This window comes from Xanthobacter sp. ZOL 2024 (assembly GCF_052932325.1).
Map to the genome: position 1 here is coordinate 2,682,620 of NZ_CM128808.1, position 21,895 is coordinate 2,704,514.

The following is a 21,895-nucleotide window of genomic DNA, read 5'->3' on the forward strand; positions in this document are numbered from 1 at the left end:
GACTGACGGGTCAGTCATTTGAATTGAGCTGTTGAAGCGGGCCATGGCCGAAACCAAGTCCTCCGCCGGTCGCCCGGCCGCCGCCCCTTCGCGGCGCGGCGCGGCCCCCAAGCTTGCCGGTGTCGAGCGTGCGCCGGCGGAGCGGCGCGCGCGGGCCACCGCCGCAGACCGGGCGGCGCGCCGGCGCGCGATCCTCGATGCGGCGCTGGCGGAATTCTCCGCCCATGGCTTCGCCACCGCGAAGCTGGATGCAGTGGCGCGGCGGGCCGGCATCGCCAAGGGCACGCTCTATCTCTATTTCACCGACAAGGAGGCCCTGTTCCGGGGGCTGGTGGAAGAGAACATCACGCCGATCTTCGCCGATGCGGATACGCTGGTGGCGGATGCGCCCGGCGATACCCGCACGCTGCTGGACGTGCTTATTGCCCTCATGATCGACCGGGTGCTGGATCAGCCGGCGGCGGCGCTGGTGCGGCTGATGATCGGTGAGGGCGGCCGCTTTCCGGGGCTTGCGGCCTTCTACCATCGCGAGGTGGTGGCCCGGGGCATCGCCTTGATCCGCCAGGTGGCGCAACGGGGGGTCGATCGCGGCGAGCTTGCCAGCGACGCGGCGGTGCGCTTTCCCCAGCTGGTGGTGGCGCCCGCCATTCTCGCCATCGTCTGGAATGGTCTGTTCGCCGACATCGAACCGCTCGACCCGCGCGCGCTGCTCGCCGCCCATCGCGATGTTCTGCTCAAGGGTCTGGGCGCGGAGCCAAGAGGGAAGGACGCCTGATGCTCGCACGTTTCTGGTCCATCGGCCTCGCCTGCGCCGCTGCCCTCACCCTCGCCGCCTGCGATCGGGGACCGACGAATTCTTTCTCCGGTTATGTGGAAGGCGACCTTCTATTCATCGGCCCCACCGAGGCGGGCCGGGTGCGCGAGCTGCTGGTGAAGGAGGGCGACAGCGTCACCCCCGGCCAGCTGCTGGCGCGGGTGGAGGACGACCTGCAGGTTGCCGACCTCAATGGCGCCAAGGCCCAGCTGCGCGAGGCGGAAGCGCAGTTGGAGAACGCCCGCGCGCCGCTGCAGCGCCCGGAGGAGATCGCCATCCTGGAGGCGGCCGAGCAGCGCGCCTCCGCCGCCCTCGACCTCTCGCGCATCGAGCTGAAGCGGCAGAAGGACCTGGTGCCCAAGGGGGCCTCGTCCCAGGCCAATCTCGATTCCGCCCAGCACACGTTCGACCAGAACCAGGCCGCCTTCGACGAGGCGCGCCGGCGCATCACCGCCGCCCGCATCGCCTCGCGCAGCCAGCAGATCGCCGCCGCCGAGCAGGCGGTGGACGCGGCCCGCGCGGCGGTGGAGGCCGCCACCGTGCGGCTCGAGCGGCGCACCCTGAAGGCGCCTGAGGCCGGCGCCATCCAGACCATCTATTTCCGGGTGGGCGAGATGGTGCCGGAAGGCCGGCCGGTGGTGTCGCTGCTGCCGCCGGGGCTGATCAAGGTTCGCTTCTTCGTGCCCGAGGCGGTGCTGCCGAAGGTGGCCGTGGGGCAGAAGGTGAGCGTCTCGTGCGACGGCTGCCCGCCGCTCACGGCAACGGTGAGCTTCATTTCAGCCTCGGCGGAATATACGCCGCCGGTGATCTACAGCCGTGAGGAGAGGGCCAAGCTCGTCTATCTCATCGAGGCCCTGCCCGATACGCCGAGCGCGGCCCGGCCCGGCCAGCCGGTCACCGTCAGCCTCGGGGCGATGCCCGGCGCCCCAGTTGGGGAGGGCGCGACGTGAGCGCCGAGGCGGCCGCGCTCCGCCCTTCGGCCGGCGGCGGCGACGTTGCCATCGCGGTGGAGGGGCTCACCAAGAGCTTCGGTGGCCACAAGGTGGTGGATCACCTCACCATGCGGGTGATGCGGGGCCAGATCTATGGCTTCCTCGGCCCCAACGGCTCCGGCAAGACCACCACCATCCGCATGCTGTGCGGGCTCATCACCCCGGATTCGGGAACCGGCACCTGCCTGGGGTTCGATATTCTGACCGAGGCGCGCAAGATCCGTGAGCGGGTGGGCTACATGACCCAGCGCTTTTCCCTCTACCAGGACCTGTCGGTGCGGGAAAACCTGGAGTTCGTGGCGCGGCTCTATGGGGTGCCGCAGCCCGAGCGGGCGGCGGGCGCGGCGCTGGAGCGGCTGGGCCTTGCCGGGCGCGGCAAGCAGCTCGCCGGCTCCCTCTCCGGCGGCTGGAAGCAGCGGCTGGCGCTCGGTGCCTGCATCCTGCCGAGCCCGGACCTCTTGCTGCTGGACGAGCCCACCGCCGGCGTTGATCCCAAGGCGCGGCGCGAGTTCTGGGCGCAGATCCATGACCTGGCCGCCGAGGGCCTCACGGTGCTGGTCTCCACCCATTACATGGACGAGGCCGAGCGCTGCCACGAGATTGCTTACATCGCCTATGGCCAGCTGCTGGCCCAGGGCACGGTGGCGCAGGTGATCGCCGGCGCCCACCTGTCCACCTGGACCGTGGAGGTGAGAGGGGCCGAGGGCCATGCGGCGGCCCAGATCGTCACCGGCCTTGCCCGCGCGCTTACCGATCGCCCGGGGGTGGACATGGTGGCGCCGTTCGGCACCGCGCTGCACATTTCCGGCCGTGACGCGGCGGCGCTGGAGGCGGCGCTCGCGCCGTTCCGCGACGACCCCAAGCTGAGCTGGCGGCAGGATGCGCCGACCCTGGAAGACGTGTTCATCGACCTCATGGGCCGCAGCCGGGATGATCTGCGATGAGCGCGCTGACGGAGAGCCTCGGCGCCCTGCGGCGCATCCGGGCGATGATCGTCAAGGAATTCATCCAGCTCAAGCGGGATCGGGTGACCTTCGCCACCATGATCATGATCCCGCTGCTGCAGCTGATCCTGTTCGGCTACGCCATCAACACCACGCCGCGCCACCTGCCCACCGCGGTGTTCGCCCATGAGAACAACGATGTCTCCCGCGCCATTCTGGCGGCGCTGCGCAACACCGCCTTCTTCGCCTTCATCAAGGAGGTGAAGAGCGCCGACGAGGCCGAGCATCTCATCCGCTCCGGCGAGGTGCTGTTCTTCGTTGAGATTCCCGCCGGCTTCGAGCGGGACCTGCGGCGCGGCGACACTCCCCAATTGCTGGTGGCGGCCGATGCCACCGATCCCGTGGGCTCGGCCAATGCGCTGGCGGCTTTGTCCGGGGTGGTGAGCACGGCGCTCACCCGCGAGCGGTTCGTGGATGATCCGGGCACGGCGGCGTTCGAGATCGTCCAGCACCGGCGCTACAATCCCGCCGGCACCAGCCAGCTCAATATCGTGCCCGGCCTGCTCGGCACCATCCTCACCATGACCATGCTGATCTTCACCGCCCTGTCGGTGACGCGGGAGATCGAGCGGGGCACCATGGAAAGCCTGCTCTCCATGCCCATCCACCCGGTGGAGATCATGCTGGGCAAGATCGTGCCCTATGTGCTGGTGGGCATTTTGCAGGCGGTGCTCATCCTCGGCGCCGGCATGATCCTGTTCGGCGTGCCGGTGGAAGGCCCGGTGCTGCTGCTGGTGGTGGCGACGCTGCTGTTCATCACCGTCAACCTGTCCATCGGCTACACCTTCTCCACCCTGGCGCAGAACCAGCTCCAGGCGGTGCAGATGTCGTTCATGTTCTTTCTGCCCTCCATCCTGTTGTCGGGCTTCATGTTCCCGTTCTCGGGCATGCCCCTGTGGGCGCAATGGGTGGGCGAAGTGCTGCCGCTCACCCATTTCCTGCGCATGGTGCGCGGCATTCTGCTGAAGGGATCGAGCTTTGCCGACCTGCAGGTGGACGGGGCGGCGCTGCTGGGCCTAATGCTGGTGGCCATGACCATCGCCGTCGCCCGCTTCCGCCAGACCCTGGACTGAGGATGGCGGGCGCGTCAGCCGCCGCGCACCACCAGCCGGGCGCCGGGCCGCAGCCGGGCGAGCAGGCGTTTCAGGTCCGCCCGGCGCAGCGCGACGCAGCCCTCGGTGGCCGCAAAGCCGGGCCGGGCGATGTGCATGAACACCGCCGAGCCGCGCCGGGCGATGCGGGGGCGGGTGTTGTGGTCGAGCACCAGCACCAGGTCATAGAGCCCGTCGTCCCGCCACATGCGCTCGTGGGAGGAGGCGAAGGGCAGCCTCACCGGGCGGTTGTAGCGCCGGTGCTCCGGCGCGTCGCACCAGCCATCATCGCGGCGGATGGGGCGGGCGGGCAGAGCGCTCATCGGCCGGGGGCCGGCATCGGCGCGATAGAGCAGCCGTTCGATGCGCCAGCTGCCGGCTGGGGTGCGGCCGTCGCCCTCGCGCTTGTCAGCCCTGATTCCCGAGCGCCCCAAGGCGACGGGAAGGGTGAGGTTTCCCGCCCGCAAAATCCCCTCGTGGCGGCGCCCGGGACGGCGCTGGACCACCAAACGGGAGATGCCCACAGGATGTTCATGGCTCATAACTTAATATAATACCCCTATCGTCGCATTTGGCCTTCGGGGAAATTTGCACTGGGCCAGAGGCATGCTGTACTTGCGCGAATCGCGCGCCCGCAAGGGTGCAGGAGGACTTGATGGCCAATGCGTGGAAAATCCTGGTGGTGGAAGACGACCCGGAGCTTCGCGACGCGCTGATCGAGCAGCTGCAGCTCCAGGAGGAGTTCGAGCCGGTCCCCGCCGATACCGCCGGCGCGGCCATCGCCGCCGCCAAGAATGGCGCGGTGGATCTGGTGATCATGGATGTGGGCCTGCCCGACATGGACGGGCGCGACGCGGTGCGGCAGATCCGCCGCAACGGCTTCAAGGCCCCCATCATCATGCTCACCGGCCATGACAGTGACAATGACACCATCATGGGGCTGGAGGCGGGCGCCAACGATTATGTGGTGAAGCCGTTCCGCTTCTCGGTGCTGTTGGCGCGGCTGCGGGCGCAGATGCGCTCCCACGAGGCGAGCGAGGATGCGGTGTTCGCCATCGGCCCGTATTCGTTCCGCCCCGGCGCCAAGCTGCTGCTCACCCCGCAGGGCTCCAAGATCCGCCTGACGGAGAAGGAAACCGCCATCCTGCGCTATCTCTACCGGGCCGGAAAGGCGCCGGTGCCGCGGGAGACGCTGCTGCAGGAAGTGTGGGGCTACAATTCCGGCGTCACCACCCACACGCTGGAAACCCATATCTACCGCCTGCGGCAGAAGATCGAGCCGGATCCGGCCAACCCCACCCTGCTCGCCACCCAGGCGGGCGGCTACAAGCTGGTGCCTTAAGGCCGTTTCGGCCGGGAAAAGTGGAAGGCCGTCTCGGCCGTGAGAAGGAAGCGTTCGTGGATTTCGAGAAGGAGTTGGAGACCGAGATCGCGCTCTTGCGGGAGATCGCCACCTTCGACGTGCTCGACGCCGAGGCGCTGCGCATTCTCGCCATCAGCGCCGAGGAGAAGACCCTCGCCGCGCAGGACGTGCTGTTCCGCGCCGGTGAGACCGCCGATTGCGGCTATATCCTCGCCTCCGGCCGCCTGGCCCTGGTGGATCCCCAACGCCCCGAGGGCCAGCAGGTGGTGCAGGAGGTCCACGCGGTGGCGCTGGTCGGCGAGACGGCGCTGATCGCGGCGGGGCCGCGCCCGGCCACTGCCGTCGCCATGGAGCCTTCGGTGGTGCTGCGGCTGTCCCGGGCGGCCTTTCTCAAGGTGCTGGAAGCCAATCCCGCCAGCGCCGCCAAGCTGCGCCGCGCCTTCGCCAAGCGCCTGGAACGGATGATGAAGGCCCTCGACAGCGTGCGGGTGGAGCTGGAGGCCCCGCGCCCCGCGCCGCGCCGGCGCTGAAGGCGCTGGCCTCCGAAAACCCCAGATCGCTCTCAGCCGAAGGTGACCGCCACGGGCACGTGGTCGGAGGGCTTCTCCCAGCCGCGGGCATCGGTGAGCACGGTCATGGCCTTGGCGTGGGGCGCAAGGGTGGGGTTGGCCCACACATGGTCGAGCCGGCGGCCGCGATTGTTGGCGGTGTAGTCGGGCGAGCGGTAGCTCCACCAGGTGAACAGCTTGTCCTGCGGCGGCACGAAGCCGCGCATGGTGTCCACCCATTGGCCCGCCGCCTGCCAGCGGGCGAGCTTCTCCACTTCCACCGGGGTGTGGCTGACCACGCTGAGCAGCTGCTTGTGGTTCCACACATCGGTTTCCAACGGCGCGATGTTGAGGTCGCCCACCACCACCGCATGGCGATCGGGCGCCGCCGCATCGGCCAGAAGGTCGGGCCAGGCGGTGACTTCGTCGAGGAAGGCGAGCTTGTGGGCGAACTTGGGGTTCAGCTCCACATCCGGCACGTCGCCGCCGGCGGGCACGTAGAAATTATGGATGGTGACGGGCTTGCCGACGCCATGGGCGCCGTCCAGCGTCACCGCCACGTGGCGGGCATCGCCCTTGCCGCAGAATTCCTGCCGGCTCACCGCGCTGAACGGATGGCGCGAGAAGGTGGCGACCCCGTGCCAGCCCTTCTGGCCATGCAGCGCGATATGGGGAAAGCCCATGTCGCGGATGGCCGCCAGGGGGAATTTGTCATCCTGGCACTTGGTTTCCTGAAGGCACAGCACATCGGGCCGCAGCTGCTCCACGGCGGCGCGGACGATGTCGAGGCGGATGCGGACGGAATTGATGTTCCAGGTGCAGACAGTGAGGGCCAAGGCAGCAACGATATGAAAAATGGAAGGAGGCCTTCACGGTTATCCCCGTGCGGCCCGGCGCGCAAGGGTGGCCCTGTGGGCTGCGGGGGCGGGGGGCAGCTTCCCGCTGCGCGGAGTTGAACCTGCCGCCCGAATCGATATGAGTCCGGCCATGACCTTCCGCCCTCTCCGTATAGGGTGGGCGCCGCGATGACGACGTCCGCCAAGGTGTCCATTGATCTCGGCATCCGCAGTGGTGGCGGGACGGCCGTGCTGGATCTGGAGGAATTGCTCGCCACCCGCCTGCTGGTGCAGGGCAATTCCGGCTCGGGCAAATCCCATCTGCTGCGGCGCCTGCTGGAGCAGAGCGCGCCCTGGGTGCAGCAGGCGGTGATCGATCCGGAAGGGGATTTCGTCACCCTGGCCGAGCGCTTCGGCCATGTGGTGGTGGATGCGGAGCGGGGCGAGGCGGACCTGCAGCGCATCGCCGCCCGGGTGCGGCAGCACCGGGTGTCCGTGGTGCTCAATCTCGAAGGGCTCGACATCGAGCACCAGATGCGCGCCGCCGCCGCCTTCCTCGGCGGCCTGTTCGATGCCGATCGCGAGGTGTGGTATCCACTTCTGGTGGTGGTGGACGAGGCGCAGATGTTCGCCCCCATGGCCGCCGGCGAGGTGTCGGACGAGGCGCGCAAGGTGTCGCTCGGGGCCATGACCAACCTCATGTGCCGGGGCCGCAAGCGGGGCCTTGCCGGGGTCATCGCCACCCAGCGCTTGGCCAAGCTCGCCAAGAACGTGGCGGCGGAAGCCTCCAACTTCCTCATGGGCCGCACCTTCCTCGACATCGACATGGCCCGCGCCGCCGACCTTCTGGGCATGGAGCGGCGGCAGGCGGAAATGTTCCGCGATCTGGAGAGCGGCAATTTCGTCGCCCTCGGCCCGGCACTGGCCCGGCGCCCGCTGCCGGTGCGCATCGGCGCGGTGGAAACCTCGGCCCGCTCCACCAGCCCCAAGCTACTGCCTTTGCCGGAGCCCGCCGCCGCCGAGGACGCCCACGACCTCATCTTCACCCCCGGTGAGGATGAGACGCGGCTCCTGGTGCCGCGCCGCCCGCCGGCAGTGGCGCCCACCGCCGATGTGCTGGCCCAGCTCGCCCGTGGCGCGCCGCCCGCCTTGCCGGCCGCGCCGGCAATGGCCCATGCCGCCCCCGCACCGAGCGTGCCGCCGCCGCCGAGCCTGACGCCGGAGCAGCGCCAAGCGGCCATCGACAGTGCCTTGCGCGAGATCCTGGCGGAGAGCGACGCCGGCTTCCGCACCATTCCCGTGCTCTACCAGGATTTCCTGGTGCGCTGCCGCATCCGCCGGCTGGGCGGCGAGCCGCTGAGCCTGTCGGCGTTCCGCCGTCGGCTGGCGGTGGCCCATGCGGGCATCGACCTCGCCGAGGCCGAGGCGGAGGATTCCCCCTGGGGCGAGGTGCTCGGCATGGCCGCGGCGCTGCCGGAGGACATGCAGGGGGTGTTCCTCTCCCTCGCCCGGGCGGCTTTCGATCAGCGGCCGTGCCCGTCCGATGCGGATGTGGCGCGGGCCTATGGCAGCCGCTCGCCGGGCCGGGCCCGCCGGCTGCTGGCCTATATGGAAGAGCGCCAGGTCATCGTCTGCCGGCTCGATCCGCGCGGCCGGCGCATCGTCGCCATCCCGGGCTTGGCCTGGGAGACCGAGCCCGGCGATCCCGCCGCCCCGGCGGGCGCCGCCGCCGCTGCGGCCCGCCCGAAGCCGGCGGCAGCCGCGCAGCCGAGCCTATTTGCCGAGCCGCCTGCCCCGGAGAATGGGGCGCCAGGGGCTGACCTTCAGGAGGTGCGCGAGACCGTGGAGCCGTCCCCGGGGACCGCCGGCGCGGACGCGACCACGTCCGTTCCGGACGGGGGAACGGGCAGCCTCGCGCCCGCCACCGAGACCGCCCTGCCGGACGACGGCGCGGCGGTGGCCGAGGTGGAGCGCACGGACGATGCGCCGATGCTGCCGAGCCCGGTGGTGCCGTCACTCACCTGACAGACGCGGCCTCAGGCCACCACCGACGCGACGATGGCGTTCAGCGCCTTTGCCGCGTCGTGGGGATCGAGCCGCACCTGCAGCCCGCGCTGGCCGCCATTGAGGAAGACGTGGGAATGGGCGAGGGCCTGCTCCTCCATCACCACCCGGGGCGGGCGGGACTGGCCGAACGGGCTGATGCCGCCCACCTTGAAGCCGGAGATGCGCTCGGCGTCGGCCGGCTTCATCATCTGCGCCGATTTGGCGCCGAACGCCGCCGTCAGCTTCTTCATGGACACTTCCCGGTCGGACGGCACCACCACGCAGCCGGGCTTGCCATCCACCAGCACCATCAGGGTCTTCAGCACCTTCTCGGGCGGCTCGCCGATGGCCTCGGCGGCCTGCAGGCCGATGCGGTCGGCATCGGGGTCGTAATCATAGGTGTGCACGGTGAAGGCGATTTTCGCCTGCTCCAGTGCCTTGGTGGCGCGGGTCGCTTTGGACATGCCTTGTCCTAACGCCTCCCGCCGGGCACCGACAAGGGGCGCCGGGCCGCCAGATGGCGCCGAACCTGCATGCCGCCTTCCGGAACGGCTGGGCGTGTGCCTTTTGCGACAAGGCATGGTGCCGGCTCCGGCAAAAGGGCGCAGGGATGGCGGATCTCGAAGCGACGATAGAGATCGAGGAGTGGGTGATCTGGAACGGCTCCATGGGCATCCTCGACATGGTGACCATTGGCCGGGTGGAGCACCGCGACGGGGGCCGCCATGGCTTCCTGGCCGCGCCCTACGACATCGTCGGGCCGTTCAGCATGGAGGAACTGGAGAATTTGGGGCGGATCGCCTTCGGCGCCTGCCTCGTCATGTCCCGCCTGCGCTGGCAGGAAGACCAGGTGGAGCTGCGCGCCGAGGCGATGAAGGCCCGCCGCGCCTTGATGATGCAAGCCGACCCCGAAGAGGATCGGGCCCATCGCGAAACCCTCGACCTGCCGCTTTCCGGTGTGCTGGAGGTGAGCGAGATCAACGCCGCCTTCCGCCGCAAGGCCAAGACCGCCCATCCCGACGCCGGCGGCAGCGACACCCTCTATCGCCGTATCGCCGAAGCGCGCGATGCGCTGCTGGAATTGCTGGCGCGGCTCTCGTAACCGACGCCTACTGCAGCATGCGCTCGAAATTGATCACGAACAGGCTGGGGTCGGGGCGCTTGTTCACCTGGGCGTTGGCCAGGGTCACCTGGGTGTCGTAGCCCTGGGGATCGGTCACCACCCACTGCTTCAGCGCCGACGTCTTGGTGTCGAACTGGATCAACAGGCGGTAGGTGCCGAGCATGGGCACCTGCTCCTGCATGGTCACGGTGACGAAGCGGTCGTCCTGGAAAATACCGGTCACGTGCGGATCGTTGGCGAGGTCCACATGCTCCGCCAGCAGGAAGCGCAGGGGCGTCTGGCCGAGCGGGGTGATGTCCTGGGTGTTGAGCTTGCGGTCGCGCACCGCCACCGACTGGCCGTTGGCGATCAGCTCCACCGGGCTCGGCGGGTCATATTGGAAGCGCACGCGGCCGGGCTTCTGCATGTAGAAATCGCCGGTGCGGCGGGAGCCGTCCGGGTCGATCTGGGTGAAGGTGCCGGTCATGGACTGCACCGAATTGTAATAGTCCATGATGCGCTGAACCATGGCCGGCGAGGCACGGCCATCGGGCGCCGCCGCGGGCATGGCCGCCGCGCCCTGCTGGGCCACCTGCTGCGGCCGCGGCGCCGCGGCGGCGCTCGCCGGGCTGGCGGCGCCAGGGCCGAGAAGGTTGCGGGGTTTCGGCGGCGGCAGCGGCACCACGCCGAGGGCCGCCACCTGCGGGCTTGTCACTTGCGCACTGCCCGCCACCGGGGCGCCCCCTTGCGGTCCGGCCGGCCCGGAGGCGGTGGAGGGCGGCGCGCCATAAAGGGTGCCGGTGGCCACGGTGCCGGTCACCTCGCCGCCGCCCTGCTCCGGTGCGGCCGCCTGCGGCTGCTGCTGGTTGAACAGCTTGTTGAGGGTGGCCGAGAGGAAATCCTCCGCCGCTGCGGGGGCGACGAGACCCGCCGTCAGGGCGATGATCAGTGCCCCGGTCAAGGCGCGCGGCGCGCGGAAGCGGTACGGCATCATCTTGAAATCTCTGGCACGAGTGCGTGGCGCGGCGTCGATCGGGGGAGGGGGCGAACCGGCATGCCCTTCTCTAACGCCACCCTATGGCGATCCTGTGGTGTGTGGCGGCCCGGTCACGCGCATGTGGCCGGGGCCTATTCGGCGGCCTCCTCGGGCAGCAGGATCTCCCGCTTGCCCGCGTGGTTGGGGGCGCTGACGAGACCTTCGTTCTCCATCCGCTCCACCAGCGAGGCGGCCTTGTTGTAGCCCACCTGGAGCCGGCGCTGAATGTAGGAGGTGGAGCATTTGCGATCCCGCATCACCACCGCCACCGCCTGGGTATAAAGGTCGCCGCCCTCGCCGAAGCCGCCTTTGTCGAACACGGCGCCATCCTCGTCTTCCTCGTCCACGTCGGCGGTCACCGCATCCACATAGGCCGGAACGCCCTGGGCCTTGAGGTGCTTGACCACCTCTTCCACCTCATCGTCGGAGACGAACGGCCCGTGCACGCGGGAGATGCGGCCGCCACCGGCCATATAGAGCATGTCGCCCTGGCCCAGCAGCTGCTCGGCGCCCTGCTCTCCGAGAATGGTGCGGCTGTCGATCTTGGAGGTCACCTGGAACGAGATGCGGGTGGGGAAATTGGCCTTGATGGTGCCGGTGATGACATCCACGGACGGCCGCTGGGTGGCCATGACGAGGTGGATGCCGGCGGCCCGGGCCATCTGGGCCAGGCGCTGGATGGCGCCTTCGATGTCCTTGCCCGCCACCAGCATCAGATCGGCCATCTCGTCGACGATGACGACGATATAGGGCAGCGCCTCGAGGTTGAGCTCCTCGCGCTCATAGATGGCCTCGCCAGTCTCCTGGTCGAAGCCGGTCTGCACCGTGCGGGCGACGGTCTCGCCCTTTTCGGCCGCGTCGCGCACCCGGGCGTTGAAGCCGTCGATGTTGCGCACGCCGAGCTTGGACATCTTCTTGTAGCGGTCCTCCATCTCCCGCACTGCCCATTTCAGGGCCACCACCGCCTTCTTGGGATCGGTGACCACCGGGCAGAGCAGGTGGGGGATGCCGTCATAGACGGAGAGTTCCAGCATCTTCGGATCCACCATGATCAGCCGGCACTGCTCCGGCTTCAGCCGGTAGAGCAGGGAGAGGATCATGGTGTTGATGGCCACGGACTTGCCGGAGCCGGTGGTGCCGGCGACCAGCAGATGGGGCATGCGGGCGAGGTCGACGATCACCGGATCGCCGCCAATGGTCTTGCCCAGCGCGATGGCCAGCTTGTGGCCGCTGTCGCCGAAATCCTTGGTGGCGAGAAGATCGCGCAGCAGCACCTTGTCGCGGCTGGCGTTGGGCAGCTCGATGCCGATGGCGTTGCGTCCGGGCACCACCGCCACGCGCGCCGACACCGCGCTCATGGAGCGGGCGATGTCGTCGGCAAGGCCGATGACGCGGGACGATTTGATGCCAGGGGCCGGCTCCAGCTCGTAGAGGGTCACCACCGGGCCGGGCTTCACCTCGATGATCTCGCCGCGCACGCCGAAATCCTGCAGGGTGGATTCCAGCAGCGCCGCGTTCTCCTTGAGCGCGTCCGGGCTCATGGCCGGGGCCTTCTTGGCCGCCGGCGCGCTCAGCAGATCCAGGGCGGGGAACTGGTAATGGCCCTTGCGGCCGGCCGGCCGCCGGTTGCCGCGGCGGCGGGGCGAGGCGGTGCTCTCCGCCACCAGTTCGGCATTCTCTTCCGCTTCCACCTGTTCGGCAGTCAGATGCGGCCCGGCGCCACCCAGCCGCGGCTCCACACGTCCGTTCAGGCCACGTCCGGTGAGATCGTCGGCATCCCGCGCGAAGGCGCCCCGGCCCGGCGCCTTGAGCGGGGGCAGGTGACGCCCGCCGAGCACCCGGGCCTTGAGGGAGAGCAGGGTGTGGGTGAGGGCGCCGAGGGACACCGCGGTGCCATCATCGTCGTCGTCGTCATCCACGTCCGCATCGTCATCGTCATCGGCGGCGGTCAGCGGCCGCAGCGGCGTGCGGCGCCCGCCGGCGAAGGCGAGGAAGAGGCCCATCGCCGCCACCACCGCGCCGCTGCCGCCCACCACCAGGCGGTCGAGGGGGGCGGCGGCACCGAGGCCGACCAGATCGGCGATGCGCAGGAACAGGTCGCCCATCACCCCGCCGAGGCCGGTGGTGGTGGGCCAGGTGCCGAGCCGGGGCAGGGCGCTGAGCGCCGCGCAGGCCCCCACCACGCCCACCGCCCAGGCGGTGAGGCGCAGCTTCGGCCGGCCGAACGGGCGATGGGTGAGCAGGCGCCAGCCCCATACCAGCAGCGGCAGCACCACCGCCAGGCTCGCCAGCCCCACGACCTGCATGAGCAGATCGGCCAGCACGGCGCCGGGCCGTCCCAGCAGGTTGTGCACCTGCGAATCCGTGGCGTTGGAAAAGCTCGGATCGGCGGCCGACCAGGTGACGAGCGCCGTCGTCGCCACCACCCCCGCGGCCATCAAGCCGATGCCGACGATCTCACGGCTGCGGCGCTTCACCCCCTGGCGGACCGCCTCGGGAATGAAATCGAAGCGCGGCGCCTGCGGGTGCATGCGGGTGTGCATGACCGCGTCGGCGGAGCGGCGCGCAGTGGAGGTCGCGGGCATGACGCAGCTCTCCTTCAGGCCAGACCGGTGACGAGGCGCGTGAGCACCTCCTTGGAGGTGGGAAGATCGTGCACCAGGGCCACCCGCAGCCAGTTCTCGCACGGGTTGGTGCCGCCGATGTCGCGGCGCGCCAGATAGCCGCCGGGCACGGTGCGCAAGCCCTGCTCGCGCCACAGCTTCAACGCCGCCGCCTCGCCGCCGGTGAGGTCGTCGCCCGCCAGATGCGAGACGTCGAGCCACAGGAAGAAGCCGCCGCCGGGCCGCTCATAGCCGAAGCGGGCGCCGATCATCTCATCGGCCATATCGAACTTGGCGCGGTAGAGATCGCGCGAGGCGGTGACATGGGCCTCATCGCCCAGCGCCGCCACCGCCACCGCCTGCAGGGGCTCGGGCACCTGGGGTGCGGCCACCCAGCGGAAGGCCAGGAATTCCTTCAGGAAGGCCGGATCACCGGCCACGAAGCCGCAGCGCAGGCCGGGCAAGGACGAGCGCTTGGACAAGGAGTTGAACGCCAGCGCATGGCTGAGGTCGGCGCCCGCCACTTCCAGGATGCCCGGCGGCTTTTGTGCGCCCAGATAGATCTCCGAATAGCATTCGTCGGAGAACAGATAGGCCCCGTGCCGGCGGGCGAGCTCCAGCGCCCGGCCGAGGTAATCGGCGGAGGCGATGGCGCCCTGCGGATTGGCGGGGGAGGCGATGTAGATGGCCACCGTGCGGGCGAGCAGAGCCGGATCGAGGGCGTCGAGGTCCGGCAGCCAGTTGCTGTCCTTGCGGGTGGGCACGATCACGGCTTCGCAGCCCGCGGCTTCGGCTCCGGCCGCATAAGCGGCGTAGAACGGGTTCGGCAGCAGCATGGCCGGCCGCTCGGCCTTGCCGAGGGTGCGCGGGGCCACCAGCCGGCGGGCGACGATCGCGGCGGAGAACAGGCCTTCGCGGGAGCCGTTGAGGGCCAGCACCTCGCGGTCAGCATCCACCGGGCGGGCGAGGCTGTAGCGCTGGTCCAGCCAGCGGGCGGCGGCGGCGCGGAAGGTGGGGGTGCCCTCGGCGCGCGGGTAGCGGCCGAAGCCGGGCAGGGCCTCCTGCAGCACCGGGCCGACGAAATCGGGCATGGCATGCTGCGGCTCGCCCACGGCGGCGCTGAGCGCCGGGCGGCCGGGCTCCACGCCGGCGATGAGCTCCGCGAGGCGGATGAAGGGAGAGCGGCGATCCTCGACGGGCGCCGGCGCGGCAACGGGGGCGGGCAAGATGGGACGGCCTCGACACACGATATCTGTCAATCGGTGCGAGTGTGCCCCCTTTAGGGTTAAGGGGCGGCTAACCGGCAAGGCCTGCTGTTAGGAGAATTCACGTTTCCGCCAGCACCGCCCGGGCGCGGCGGGCGTCGTCGGCGATCTGCGCCACCAGCGCGTCGATGCCGGAGAATTTCAGCTCCGGCCGCAGATAGGCGTGGAACTCGACGCCGATGGTCTGGCCGTAGAGGTCGCCCTCGAAATCGAAGATGTGCACTTCGAGCAAGGGCGCGCCATTGTCGAAGGTGGGGCGGCGGCCGTAATTGGCCACCCCGTCGAACCGTCCCCTGGCGGTGATGACCCGCACCGCATAGATGCCGAAGGCGAGCTCGATGCCGCCGGGCACCACCAGATTGGCGGTGGGAAAGCCAATGGTGCGGCCGCGCTTGTCGCCGTGCCGCACCTCCGCCGACAGGAAAAAGGGCCGCCCGAGCATGTGGGCGGCATGGCCCACCTGGCCCGAGGCCAGCGCCTTGCGGATGGCGGTGGAGGAGATGGGATCATCCTCGTCGCGCAGCGGATCCACCACCTGGACGGCAAAGCCATGCCGGCGGCCGGCGCCTTCCAGGAAGGCGGGCGAGCCCGCGCGGGCGCGGCCGAAATGGAAATCGAAGCCCACCGCCACCCCGCTCACCCCATAGCGCTTCACCAGGATGTCGCGCACGAAGGCTTCCGGCTCCATGGTGGCGAGGGACGCATCGAACGGCAGCACAATGGCGCCGGCAAGGCCGCTGGCGGCGACCTGCTCCAGCTTGCTCGCCTCCGGCGTCAGGCGGAAAGGGGCGCTCTGCGGGTTGAAGAAGGTGCGCGGATGGGGCTCGAAGGTGAGGGCGAGGGCCGGCACGCCCGCCGCCGCCGCCATGCTCCGGGCGGTCGCGAATACCGCCTGATGGCCGCGATGGACCCCATCGAAATTGCCGATGGCGAGCACCGGCCGGGCCAGCGCCGCCGGCAGCGGATCCGATCCGCGCAGGATCACGAAGGGGGAGGCGGGGGTGGCGGGGGTGGCGGACATCGGCGGCTTTGAACCTGCCTTGGAAGACGAAAGGGGCGGCGGCCTCGGGTGGGCGCGCCCCGGTTGCCTGTGGCTCTAGGCGCTGCCCGCCGGCCGCGTCAAGTCGGGCTCTTCACGGGGGTGGGGGCGCCCGGCGCGGTCGCGGGCGTCACCATGCAAGGCGCGGCATCACCCCGCGCGGGTGGGCGTGGCCGGAGAACAGGGCGGCGAGAGAGGCGCTGTCGGGCACCGCGCCGTCATGGGCCTTGAGCTCCTGGGCGTGGATGCCCCCGGCGATGAACAGGCTGTCGAAGCCGGCCCCGTTGGCGCCGGCGATGTCGGTGCGCAGGGCATCGCCGATGCCCAGCACCCGCGCCGAGGCGACCGGTCCGCCACGCAGGGCGGTAGCGACAGCCAGGGCGGTGTCATAGATGGGCCGGTGCGGCTTGCCGCAATAAGTGGTGCGGCCGCCCAGCGCCTCATAGGCCTCGGCGATGGCGCCGGCGCAATAGACCAGCCGGTCGCCGCGCTCCACCACCAGATCGGGATTGGCGCAGATGAAGGGCAGGTCACGGGCCTTCATGGCCGCGAGCATGTCGGCGTAGTCGGCCGGGGTTTCCACATTGTCGTCGAACAGGCCGGTGCAGACCACGAGGTCTGCCGCCTCGGCCGGGCTCAGGGTGAGGTCGAGCCCGTCATAGGTGGACAGGTCCCGGTCCGGGCCGAGGTGGAACACCCGCGCGCCCGGGTGGGCGGCGAGCTGGGCGCGGGTGACATCGCCGGAGGTGACGATGGCGTCATAAGCGCTGCGCGGCGCGCCGAGCCCGTCCAGCATGGTGACGATGGCGCTGTTGGGCCGCGGCGCGTTGGAGACGAGGACCACGGTGCGGCCGCCCTCGCGCGCCTGGGTGAGCGCGGCGCAGGCGGCGGGGAAGGCGGCAACGCCGTTATGGATCACGCCCCAGACGTCGCACAGGATGAGGTCATAGTCGCCGATGATGGCGGACAGGCCGGAGATGAGGGGGGGCGCGCCCACCTGGGTCGTGGTCCGGGGTCCGTCAGCCATCGGGTCCTCTCCTTGTGTTGCGGCGCACAGGTGCCACGGGGGGCCGCGAACCACAAGAGCGGAGCGCGCATCGGGGAGGGGCGCGGCCGGCGGTTGCCGGGGGCTTTCCGCCTGTAAGCGATGGCGCGGCGGTGGGTAAGTCGGCGTTTCCCCCTTGCTGAGGAGGCGGCGCCTTGTCTATGGTGCCGCCACGTGCGGGCGTAGTTCAGTGGTAGAACGACAGCTTCCCAAGCTGTATGTCGTGGGTTCGATTCCCATCGCCCGCTCCAACGCTCCCCTCACATCACCGATCTCGCACCGCATGGCGCCGGCCGTGGGCTCACCTGCGCCTGGCGTGAAAAAGCCGCCGGGAGGGCGGCTTTTGTGGGGCATCCGTCAGCCGCCGAGATAGGCGGCGCGGATGTGGGGGTCGTCGATCAATTCGGCGCCGGTGCCGGACATGACGATGCGCCCCGCTTCCAGAAGATAGGCGTAGTCGCACAGTTCCAGCGCCGCGAAGGCGTTCTGCTCCACCAGGAGAACAGTGGTGCCGGCATCGCGGATGGCGCCGATGATGGCGAACATCTGCTCGACGATGTTGGGGGCCAGGCCCAGGGAGGGCTCGTCGAACAGGACGAGGCGCGGCCGGCACATCAGCGCGCGGCCGATGGCCAGCATCTGCTGCTCGCCGCCGGAGAGGGTGCCGGCCATCTGCGCCCGCCGCTCCGCAAGGCGCGGAAACTGGCCGTAGATGCGTTCCAGGTCGGCGCGCATCTCCGCATCATTGGGGCGCAGATAGGCGCCCATCGCGAGGTTGTCGGCCACGCTCATGTGCGGGAACACCCGCCGGCCTTCCGGACAATGGGAGACGCCGAGCCGCAGCATGCGCTGGGGGCCGGCCCCGGTCACATCCTCGCCTTCCAGGCGAATGGCGCCGGAGCGGGCGGGGACGAGGCCGGAGATGGTGCGCAGGGTGGTGGACTTGCCGGCGCCGTTGGCGCCCACCAGGGCCACCAATTGCCCCTGGCCCACCGAGAGCGAGATGCCCTTCAGCGCCGCCACCTGGCCATAGCCGCACACGAGATCGGAAATCTCAAGCATCGGCGGCCTCCTTCAGCTCCAGCTTGGCGGCGCTCTTGCCGAGATAGGCCTCGATCACCGCCGCATCGTTGCGGATCTCGGCCGGGGTGCCTTCGGCGATCAGCCGGCCATAGTTGAGGCAGACGATGCGGTCTGAAACCTCCATCACCATGGGCATGTCGTGTTCCACCAGGAGGATGGTGACGCCCGCGTCGCGCACCTTGCGCACCAGGCCGACGAAGCTCTGGGTTTCCGAGGCGTTCATGCCGGACACCGGCTCGTCGAGCAGCAGCATGCGCGGCTCGATGGCGAGCGCCAAAGCGAAGCCCACCAGCCGCTGCTCGCCATAGGAGAGGGAACCGGCCTTCTCATGGGCGCGGGCGCTGAGGCCCACCATGTCGATGATCGCCTCGGCCCGGGCGCGGGTCTCTTTCTCCAGCGCCAAGGCGCTCGGGGTGGGCAGCAGCCGCTCCAGCAGGCTCGGCTCGCCAAAGCGCTGAAGGCCGATCAGCACATTGTCGAGCACCGTGTCGTCGGCGAACACGCTGGTGCGCTGGAAGGTGCGGGCGAGGCCCAGGCGCGCGATCTCGTTGGGCTTGGTCTTGGCGAGATCGCGGCCCTCGAACAGCACCCGGCCGGTGGTGGGCTTCAGGAAGCCGGTCATGATGTTGAAGGCGGTGGTCTTGCCGGCGCCGTTGGGGCCGATCAGGCTCAGGATTTCGCCCGGTTTCACGTCAAAATGCAGGTCGGCGATGGCGGTGAGCCCGCCGAACCGCATGCCCACGTGCTCCACGCTCAAAATGGCGCTCATGATTGGGCTCCCGCTTCCGCCGGGGTTTCGGGCGTCTTGGTGAGGGATGCCGGCCGGCGGCGCGCCGTGAGGTTGGCGAGCGCCGGCACGATGCCGTTTGGCATCACGAACAGGATGGCGATGAGGATGCCGCCATAGACGATCCACTGCGCCTCCGGCGCCATCACCGGCCGCAGAGCCACCGGCAAGAGCCCGAAGATGAGGCCGCCCACCAGCGGACCGGCAAGGCTGCCCTTGCCGCCCGCCACCACCATGATGACCATGGTGACGGTGTAGGAGAACAGGAACACGTCCGGATCGATGATGCGGATGTAATGGGCGTAGAGGCTGCCCGCCGCGCCCGCCATGGCCGCCGAGACGGTGGCGGCGATGGTGAGGGTGCGGGTGGCGTTGACGCCCAGCGACAGGGCGAGGGACTCGTTCTCCTTGAGGCCCCGCATGGCGCGGCCGAAGCGCGAGGCGACGAGGCGCGCCACCACCAGATAGCTCAGCACCGCCACCCCCAGCACCAGATAGTAATTCTGCATCTTGGTGCGCAGGGTGAGGTCGCCGAGGCCCGGCAGGGGCAGTGTCATGTTGGGAATGGAGGTGAGGGCGAGGGGCCCCTGGGTCAGCTCCACCCAATTCAGGGCGACGAGCCGCACCACTTCGGCGAACGAGATGGTGACGATGACGAAATAGGCGCCGCGCACCCGGAACGACAGCCGGCCGATGAGATAGCCGGTGACGCCGGTGATGAGGATGGCGAGCACGAAGCCCAGCAGCGGCGAGCCCCCTTCATGGGTGATGCGGAGGCCGAACGGCAGGCTCACGTCGAAGCCGAGCGCCGTCAGCGCGCTCACATAGGCGCCGATGCCGAAGAAGGCCACATGGCCGAGGCTGAGCTGCCCGGTATAGCCGAGCAGCAGGTTCAGGCTCATGGCGCAGATGGTGAAGATGCCCGTGATGATGAGGGCATTCATGAGATAGGGGTCGTTCAGCCACAGGGGCACCAGGGCGAAGACCACCAGGAACAAGGGCGCGATAAGCCGTGTCATCCGATGCGCTCCGCGCGGGCGAACAGGCCGGTCGGCTTCACCAGCAGCACCGCGATAATGATGAGAAAGCCCATGGCATCGCGATAGCCGGACGAGATGTAGCCCGCCCCCAGCTCTTCCGCGAATGCCAGGATGAAGCCGCCGATGGTGGCCCCCGAGATGGAGCCGAGCCCGCCCAGGATGACGATGGCGAACGCCTTCACCGCGGCAAGGTCGCCCATCTGCGGGAACACCACATAGACCGGGCCCAGCAGCGCCCCGGCCGCCGAGGCCAGCGCCGAGCCGATGGCGAAGGTGGCGGTGTAGATGAGCGAGACGTTGACGCCCATGAGGGCGGCGGTGTCGTGGTCCTGGAAGGTGGCGCGCATGGCGCGGCCGAGCTTGGTGCCGTTGATGGTGACATAGGTGAGCGCGATCAGCGCCAGTGCCGCCGCCAGCACGAACAGCCGCACATAGGACACCGACACCGGCCCGATCACCAGCGGTTCGGCCGGGAACGGGGTGGGCACCGCCTTGGCGACGCCGCCGAAAATCCACAAGGTGCCCGACTGCAGGATGATGCCGGCGCCGATCATCACCAGCATGGTGGTGTCGATGTCGGAGCGGCGCAGCGGCCGCAGCAGCACGAATTCGAGCAGGGCGCCGAGCGCCAGGCCCGCCACCAGGGCCACCGGCAGGGCCACGAAGAAATTGAGGCCGAGGGCGACGGCCGCCAGATACATGGCATAGGCGCCGAAGGTGTAGAGCGCGCCGTGGGTGAAGTTCACCACGTTCATGATGCCGAAGATCAGGGTGAGGCCGATGCCCAGGAGCGCATAGGTGCCGCCGAGCACCAGCGCGTTGACGACGTGTTGCAGGAGTTGGTCCATCTGGCCTGTCCGTTGGGTCGCATTCGGGGCAAGGGCGCGGCCCGCGAGGGTCGCGCCGGGTCGGGAGGCTCCGGCGGGCGGTGGTCCGGAGGTCCCGCGAGGGGGCCGGGCGGCCGCGGCGGGGGCAGTCCCGCCGCAGCCATGGGAGGAGGGGCTGTGCGTCCCTCATCCACACCCGTTGCTGCGCGCTGCTCAGGGGTTGGCGGGCTTGATCTTTCCGTCGGCGATCTCGATCAGGTACACCTCCGGCTTGCTCTGGCCGCTTTCCTTGCCGGCCGGGCCTTCCTTCTCGAACTTGATCGGGCCGTTGAGGCCGACGATGTTCACCTTCCAGAAGCCCTTCTGGATGGAGGCCGGGTCGGCGGCGCCGCCGGCCTCGATAGCGGCCGCGATGGTGCGGATGCCGTCATAGCCGCGGAAGCTCTCGGTGGTGCCGGCGAAGTCGTAGCCGCGCTTCTTCCACTCGGTGATGAAGGCGGTGGCCTCCTCAGGGTTCGGGCTCTTCTCCGGCCACCAGGGGGCGAACGCCACCAGGTGCAGGGTGCCGTTGGCGGTGGAGCCGGCCTGGGCCACCAGCTGGTCGGGGTTCTGCGAACCGCCGGTGGTGATGACCTTCTTCTTGATGCCGAGCGCGGCCATCTGCTTGAACAGCAGGGTCAGCTGGTCCACCGCCGCGGTGATCATCAGGGTGTCCGCGTCGGAGGCCTTCAGCTTGGCGAGCTGGGCGGTCATGTCCTGGGAGGACTGGTCCATGGTCTCCACCAGGCCCACCTCGATGCCGTTATCCTTCAGCACCTTGGAGAATTCGACGGCGGCGCCGCGGCCCCAGTCATTGTTGATGACCAGGAAATCGGCCTTCTTGATGCCGAGCTTCTTGGCGATGGGCTCGAACGCCTCGGCTTCCACCGAGGACGGCGGGGAGATGCGGAAGACGTAAGGGTTGCCGGACTTGGTGATCTTGCCCGAGGAGGAGGTCTCCACCAGCATCGGCACGGAGTATTCCTCCAGCTTCGGCATGGCGGCGAGGGTCAGGCTGGAGCCCCAGGCGCCCAGCAGCACCGGCACCTTGTCGGAGGTGATCAGCTTCTCGGTGACGGCGGCGGCCTCGGTGGGGTTGCTCTTGTTGTCCTCGACCACCAGCTCGATCTTCTTGCCGAGCACGCCGCCCTTGGCGTTGATCTCGTCGGCGGCGATCTTGGCGCCGTTGGTCACATAGGTGCCGGAAGCGGCGAACGGGCCGGTCAGCGGCTGGTTGATGCCGATCTTGATGGTGTCCTGCGCAAACGCGGTGCTCGACATGAGGGCCAGCGCCATGGCGGCGAGGGTGGTCCGGCGGGTCAGCTGCATTTTGGT

At 69.5% G+C, this 21,895-nt stretch carries 20 protein-coding genes, 1 tRNA gene and 1 pseudogene; 9 read left to right on the forward strand and 13 right to left on the reverse strand.

Features of this window, described 5'->3' with window-relative positions:
- The first annotated feature begins 43 nt into the window (after nt 1-43).
- The 4 genes from ACU4E7_RS12355 to ACU4E7_RS12370 are packed head-to-tail and all read left to right on the forward strand — an operon-like array spanning nt 44 to nt 3,883.
- A complete protein-coding gene (locus tag ACU4E7_RS12355) occupies nt 44-775 on the forward strand; it encodes a TetR/AcrR family transcriptional regulator (protein WP_447019022.1) in 732 nt (243 codons plus the stop codon).
- A complete protein-coding gene (locus ACU4E7_RS12360) occupies nt 775-1,764 on the forward strand; it encodes an HlyD family secretion protein (protein ID WP_447019023.1) in 990 nt (329 codons plus the stop codon). The genes ACU4E7_RS12355 and ACU4E7_RS12360 overlap by 1 nt, the downstream gene beginning before the upstream one ends.
- Entirely contained in the window at nt 1,761-2,750 is a 990-nt protein-coding gene (locus ACU4E7_RS12365; protein ID WP_238119942.1) for an ABC transporter ATP-binding protein, read from the forward strand. The genes ACU4E7_RS12360 and ACU4E7_RS12365 overlap by 4 nt, the downstream gene beginning before the upstream one ends.
- A complete protein-coding gene (locus ACU4E7_RS12370) occupies nt 2,747-3,883 on the forward strand; it encodes an ABC transporter permease (RefSeq protein WP_447019024.1) in 1,137 nt (378 codons plus the stop codon). The genes ACU4E7_RS12365 and ACU4E7_RS12370 overlap by 4 nt, the downstream gene beginning before the upstream one ends.
- A gap of 14 nt (nt 3,884-3,897) precedes the next feature.
- Here ACU4E7_RS12370 and ACU4E7_RS12375 read toward each other — a convergent pair whose 3' ends face one another.
- A complete protein-coding gene (locus ACU4E7_RS12375) occupies nt 3,898-4,443 on the reverse strand; it encodes a L,D-transpeptidase family protein (protein ID WP_447019025.1) in 546 nt (181 codons plus the stop codon).
- Nucleotides 4,444-4,556: 113 nt separating this feature from the next.
- Between ACU4E7_RS12375 and ACU4E7_RS12380 the strand changes: the two genes are divergently transcribed.
- Together ACU4E7_RS12380 and ACU4E7_RS12385 are read left to right on the forward strand one after the other, a co-directional pair.
- A complete protein-coding gene (locus ACU4E7_RS12380; protein ID WP_447019026.1) occupies nt 4,557-5,243 on the forward strand; it encodes a response regulator transcription factor in 687 nt (228 codons plus the stop codon).
- Between the two features lie 56 nt (nt 5,244-5,299).
- Nucleotides 5,300-5,794 (forward strand): Crp/Fnr family transcriptional regulator, encoded by a 495-nt coding sequence (locus ACU4E7_RS12385; RefSeq protein ID WP_238119955.1) that lies wholly within the window; start codon nt 5,300-5,302, stop codon nt 5,792-5,794.
- 32 nt (nt 5,795-5,826) lie between these two features.
- Here the strand turns inward: ACU4E7_RS12385 and ACU4E7_RS12390 are convergent, their stop codons facing one another.
- The gene (locus tag ACU4E7_RS12390; protein ID WP_447019027.1) at nt 5,827-6,648 is read right to left on the reverse strand and encodes an exodeoxyribonuclease III; all 822 of its coding nucleotides are present in this window, start codon (nt 6,646-6,648) and stop codon (nt 5,827-5,829) included.
- A 189-nt stretch (nt 6,649-6,837) separates the two neighbouring features.
- Between ACU4E7_RS12390 and ACU4E7_RS12395 the strand changes: the two are divergent.
- Nucleotides 6,838-8,394, forward strand: a pseudogene (locus ACU4E7_RS12395) (helicase HerA domain-containing protein); the annotation flags it as partial.
- Between the two features lie 290 nt (nt 8,395-8,684).
- On the opposite strand, the gene ybaK reads toward ACU4E7_RS12395, so the two are convergent.
- Nucleotides 8,685-9,158 (reverse strand): Cys-tRNA(Pro) deacylase, encoded by a 474-nt coding sequence (ybaK, locus tag ACU4E7_RS12400; RefSeq protein WP_447019028.1) that lies wholly within the window; start codon nt 9,156-9,158, stop codon nt 8,685-8,687.
- Between the two features lie 146 nt (nt 9,159-9,304).
- Here ybaK and ACU4E7_RS12405 point away from each other — a divergent pair, with 146 nt between their 5' ends.
- Nucleotides 9,305-9,796, forward strand: coding sequence for a J domain-containing protein (locus tag ACU4E7_RS12405; protein ID WP_447019029.1), 492 nt, complete (start codon nt 9,305-9,307; stop codon nt 9,794-9,796).
- A gap of 7 nt (nt 9,797-9,803) precedes the next feature.
- On the opposite strand, the gene ACU4E7_RS12410 is transcribed toward ACU4E7_RS12405, so the two are convergent.
- The 5 genes from ACU4E7_RS12410 to ACU4E7_RS12430 form a co-directional block, all read right to left on the reverse strand.
- Entirely contained in the window at nt 9,804-10,790 is a 987-nt protein-coding gene (locus tag ACU4E7_RS12410) for an outer-membrane lipoprotein carrier protein LolA (RefSeq protein WP_447019030.1), read from the reverse strand.
- Between the two features lie 134 nt (nt 10,791-10,924).
- On the reverse strand, nt 10,925-13,375 hold the full coding sequence (locus tag ACU4E7_RS12415; protein WP_447021624.1) for a DNA translocase FtsK: 2,451 nt from the start codon (nt 13,373-13,375) through the stop codon (nt 10,925-10,927).
- Between the two features lie 56 nt (nt 13,376-13,431).
- Complete coding sequence (locus tag ACU4E7_RS12420) at nt 13,432-14,661, reverse strand: aminotransferase class I/II-fold pyridoxal phosphate-dependent enzyme (RefSeq protein ID WP_447019031.1); 1,230 nt, start codon at nt 14,659-14,661, stop codon at nt 13,432-13,434.
- A gap of 100 nt (nt 14,662-14,761) precedes the next feature.
- The gene (locus ACU4E7_RS12425; protein WP_447019032.1) at nt 14,762-15,721 is read right to left on the reverse strand and encodes a bifunctional riboflavin kinase/FAD synthetase; all 960 of its coding nucleotides are present in this window, start codon (nt 15,719-15,721) and stop codon (nt 14,762-14,764) included.
- 148 nt (nt 15,722-15,869) lie between these two features.
- On the reverse strand, nt 15,870-16,766 hold the full coding sequence (locus ACU4E7_RS12430; RefSeq protein ID WP_238119990.1) for a TIGR01459 family HAD-type hydrolase: 897 nt from the start codon (nt 16,764-16,766) through the stop codon (nt 15,870-15,872).
- A 194-nt stretch (nt 16,767-16,960) separates the two neighbouring features.
- Between ACU4E7_RS12430 and ACU4E7_RS12435 the strand changes: the two genes are divergently transcribed.
- Nucleotides 16,961-17,035 (forward strand) — tRNA-Gly (locus ACU4E7_RS12435).
- 106 nt (nt 17,036-17,141) lie between these two features.
- Here the strand turns inward: ACU4E7_RS12435 and ACU4E7_RS12440 are convergent.
- The 5 genes from ACU4E7_RS12440 to ACU4E7_RS12460 form a co-directional block, all read right to left on the reverse strand.
- On the reverse strand, nt 17,142-17,846 hold the full coding sequence (locus ACU4E7_RS12440) for an ABC transporter ATP-binding protein (protein WP_238119993.1): 705 nt from the start codon (nt 17,844-17,846) through the stop codon (nt 17,142-17,144).
- Nucleotides 17,839-18,636: an ABC transporter ATP-binding protein gene (locus tag ACU4E7_RS12445; protein ID WP_447019033.1), complete on the reverse strand. Its 798-nt coding sequence runs from the start codon at nt 18,634-18,636 to the stop codon at nt 17,839-17,841. Before ACU4E7_RS12445 ends, ACU4E7_RS12440 begins: the two co-directional genes overlap by 8 nt.
- Complete coding sequence (locus ACU4E7_RS12450) at nt 18,633-19,673, reverse strand: branched-chain amino acid ABC transporter permease (RefSeq protein WP_238119999.1); 1,041 nt, start codon at nt 19,671-19,673, stop codon at nt 18,633-18,635. The genes ACU4E7_RS12445 and ACU4E7_RS12450 overlap by 4 nt, the downstream gene beginning before the upstream one ends.
- A complete protein-coding gene (locus ACU4E7_RS12455) occupies nt 19,670-20,542 on the reverse strand; it encodes a branched-chain amino acid ABC transporter permease (RefSeq protein ID WP_238120002.1) in 873 nt (290 codons plus the stop codon). Before ACU4E7_RS12455 ends, ACU4E7_RS12450 begins: the two co-directional genes overlap by 4 nt.
- A gap of 192 nt (nt 20,543-20,734) precedes the next feature.
- Nucleotides 20,735-21,889 carry an ABC transporter substrate-binding protein gene (locus tag ACU4E7_RS12460; protein ID WP_447019034.1) on the reverse strand — a complete coding sequence of 385 codons (1,155 nt, stop codon included), beginning with the start codon at nt 21,887-21,889 and terminating at the stop codon, nt 20,735-20,737.
- Nucleotides 21,890-21,895: the final 6 nt, after the last annotated feature.

Excerpts from the sequence above, each read along its gene's own strand:
- ybaK (WP_447019028.1), bottom strand. The coding sequence starts at position 9,158 with ATGTCCAAAGCGACCCGCGCCACCAAGGCACTGGAGCAGGCGAAAATC.
- ACU4E7_RS12445 (WP_447019033.1), bottom strand. The coding sequence starts at position 18,636 with ATGAGCGCCATTTTGAGCGTGGAGCACGTGGGCATGCGGTTCGGCGGG.
- ACU4E7_RS12360 (WP_447019023.1), top strand. The coding sequence starts at position 775 with ATGCTCGCACGTTTCTGGTCCATCGGCCTCGCCTGCGCCGCTGCCCTC.
- ACU4E7_RS12405 (WP_447019029.1), top strand. The coding sequence starts at position 9,305 with ATGGCGGATCTCGAAGCGACGATAGAGATCGAGGAGTGGGTGATCTGG.
- ACU4E7_RS12455 (WP_238120002.1), bottom strand. The coding sequence starts at position 20,542 with ATGGACCAACTCCTGCAACACGTCGTCAACGCGCTGGTGCTCGGCGGC.
- ACU4E7_RS12415 (WP_447021624.1), bottom strand. The coding sequence starts at position 13,375 with ATGCACACCCGCATGCACCCGCAGGCGCCGCGCTTCGATTTCATTCCC.
- ACU4E7_RS12380 (WP_447019026.1), top strand. The coding sequence starts at position 4,557 with ATGGCCAATGCGTGGAAAATCCTGGTGGTGGAAGACGACCCGGAGCTT.
- ACU4E7_RS12375 (WP_447019025.1), bottom strand. The coding sequence starts at position 4,443 with ATGAGCCATGAACATCCTGTGGGCATCTCCCGTTTGGTGGTCCAGCGC.
- ACU4E7_RS12430 (WP_238119990.1), bottom strand. The coding sequence starts at position 16,766 with ATGGCTGACGGACCCCGGACCACGACCCAGGTGGGCGCGCCCCCCCTC.
- ACU4E7_RS12370 (WP_447019024.1), top strand. The coding sequence starts at position 2,747 with ATGAGCGCGCTGACGGAGAGCCTCGGCGCCCTGCGGCGCATCCGGGCG.
- ACU4E7_RS12410 (WP_447019030.1), bottom strand. The coding sequence starts at position 10,790 with ATGATGCCGTACCGCTTCCGCGCGCCGCGCGCCTTGACCGGGGCACTG.
- ACU4E7_RS12355 (WP_447019022.1), top strand. The coding sequence starts at position 44 with ATGGCCGAAACCAAGTCCTCCGCCGGTCGCCCGGCCGCCGCCCCTTCG.
- ACU4E7_RS12425 (WP_447019032.1), bottom strand. The coding sequence starts at position 15,721 with ATGTCCGCCACCCCCGCCACCCCCGCCTCCCCCTTCGTGATCCTGCGC.
- ACU4E7_RS12440 (WP_238119993.1), bottom strand. The coding sequence starts at position 17,846 with ATGCTTGAGATTTCCGATCTCGTGTGCGGCTATGGCCAGGTGGCGGCG.
- ACU4E7_RS12460 (WP_447019034.1), bottom strand. The coding sequence starts at position 21,889 with ATGCAGCTGACCCGCCGGACCACCCTCGCCGCCATGGCGCTGGCCCTC.
- ACU4E7_RS12450 (WP_238119999.1), bottom strand. The coding sequence starts at position 19,673 with ATGACACGGCTTATCGCGCCCTTGTTCCTGGTGGTCTTCGCCCTGGTG.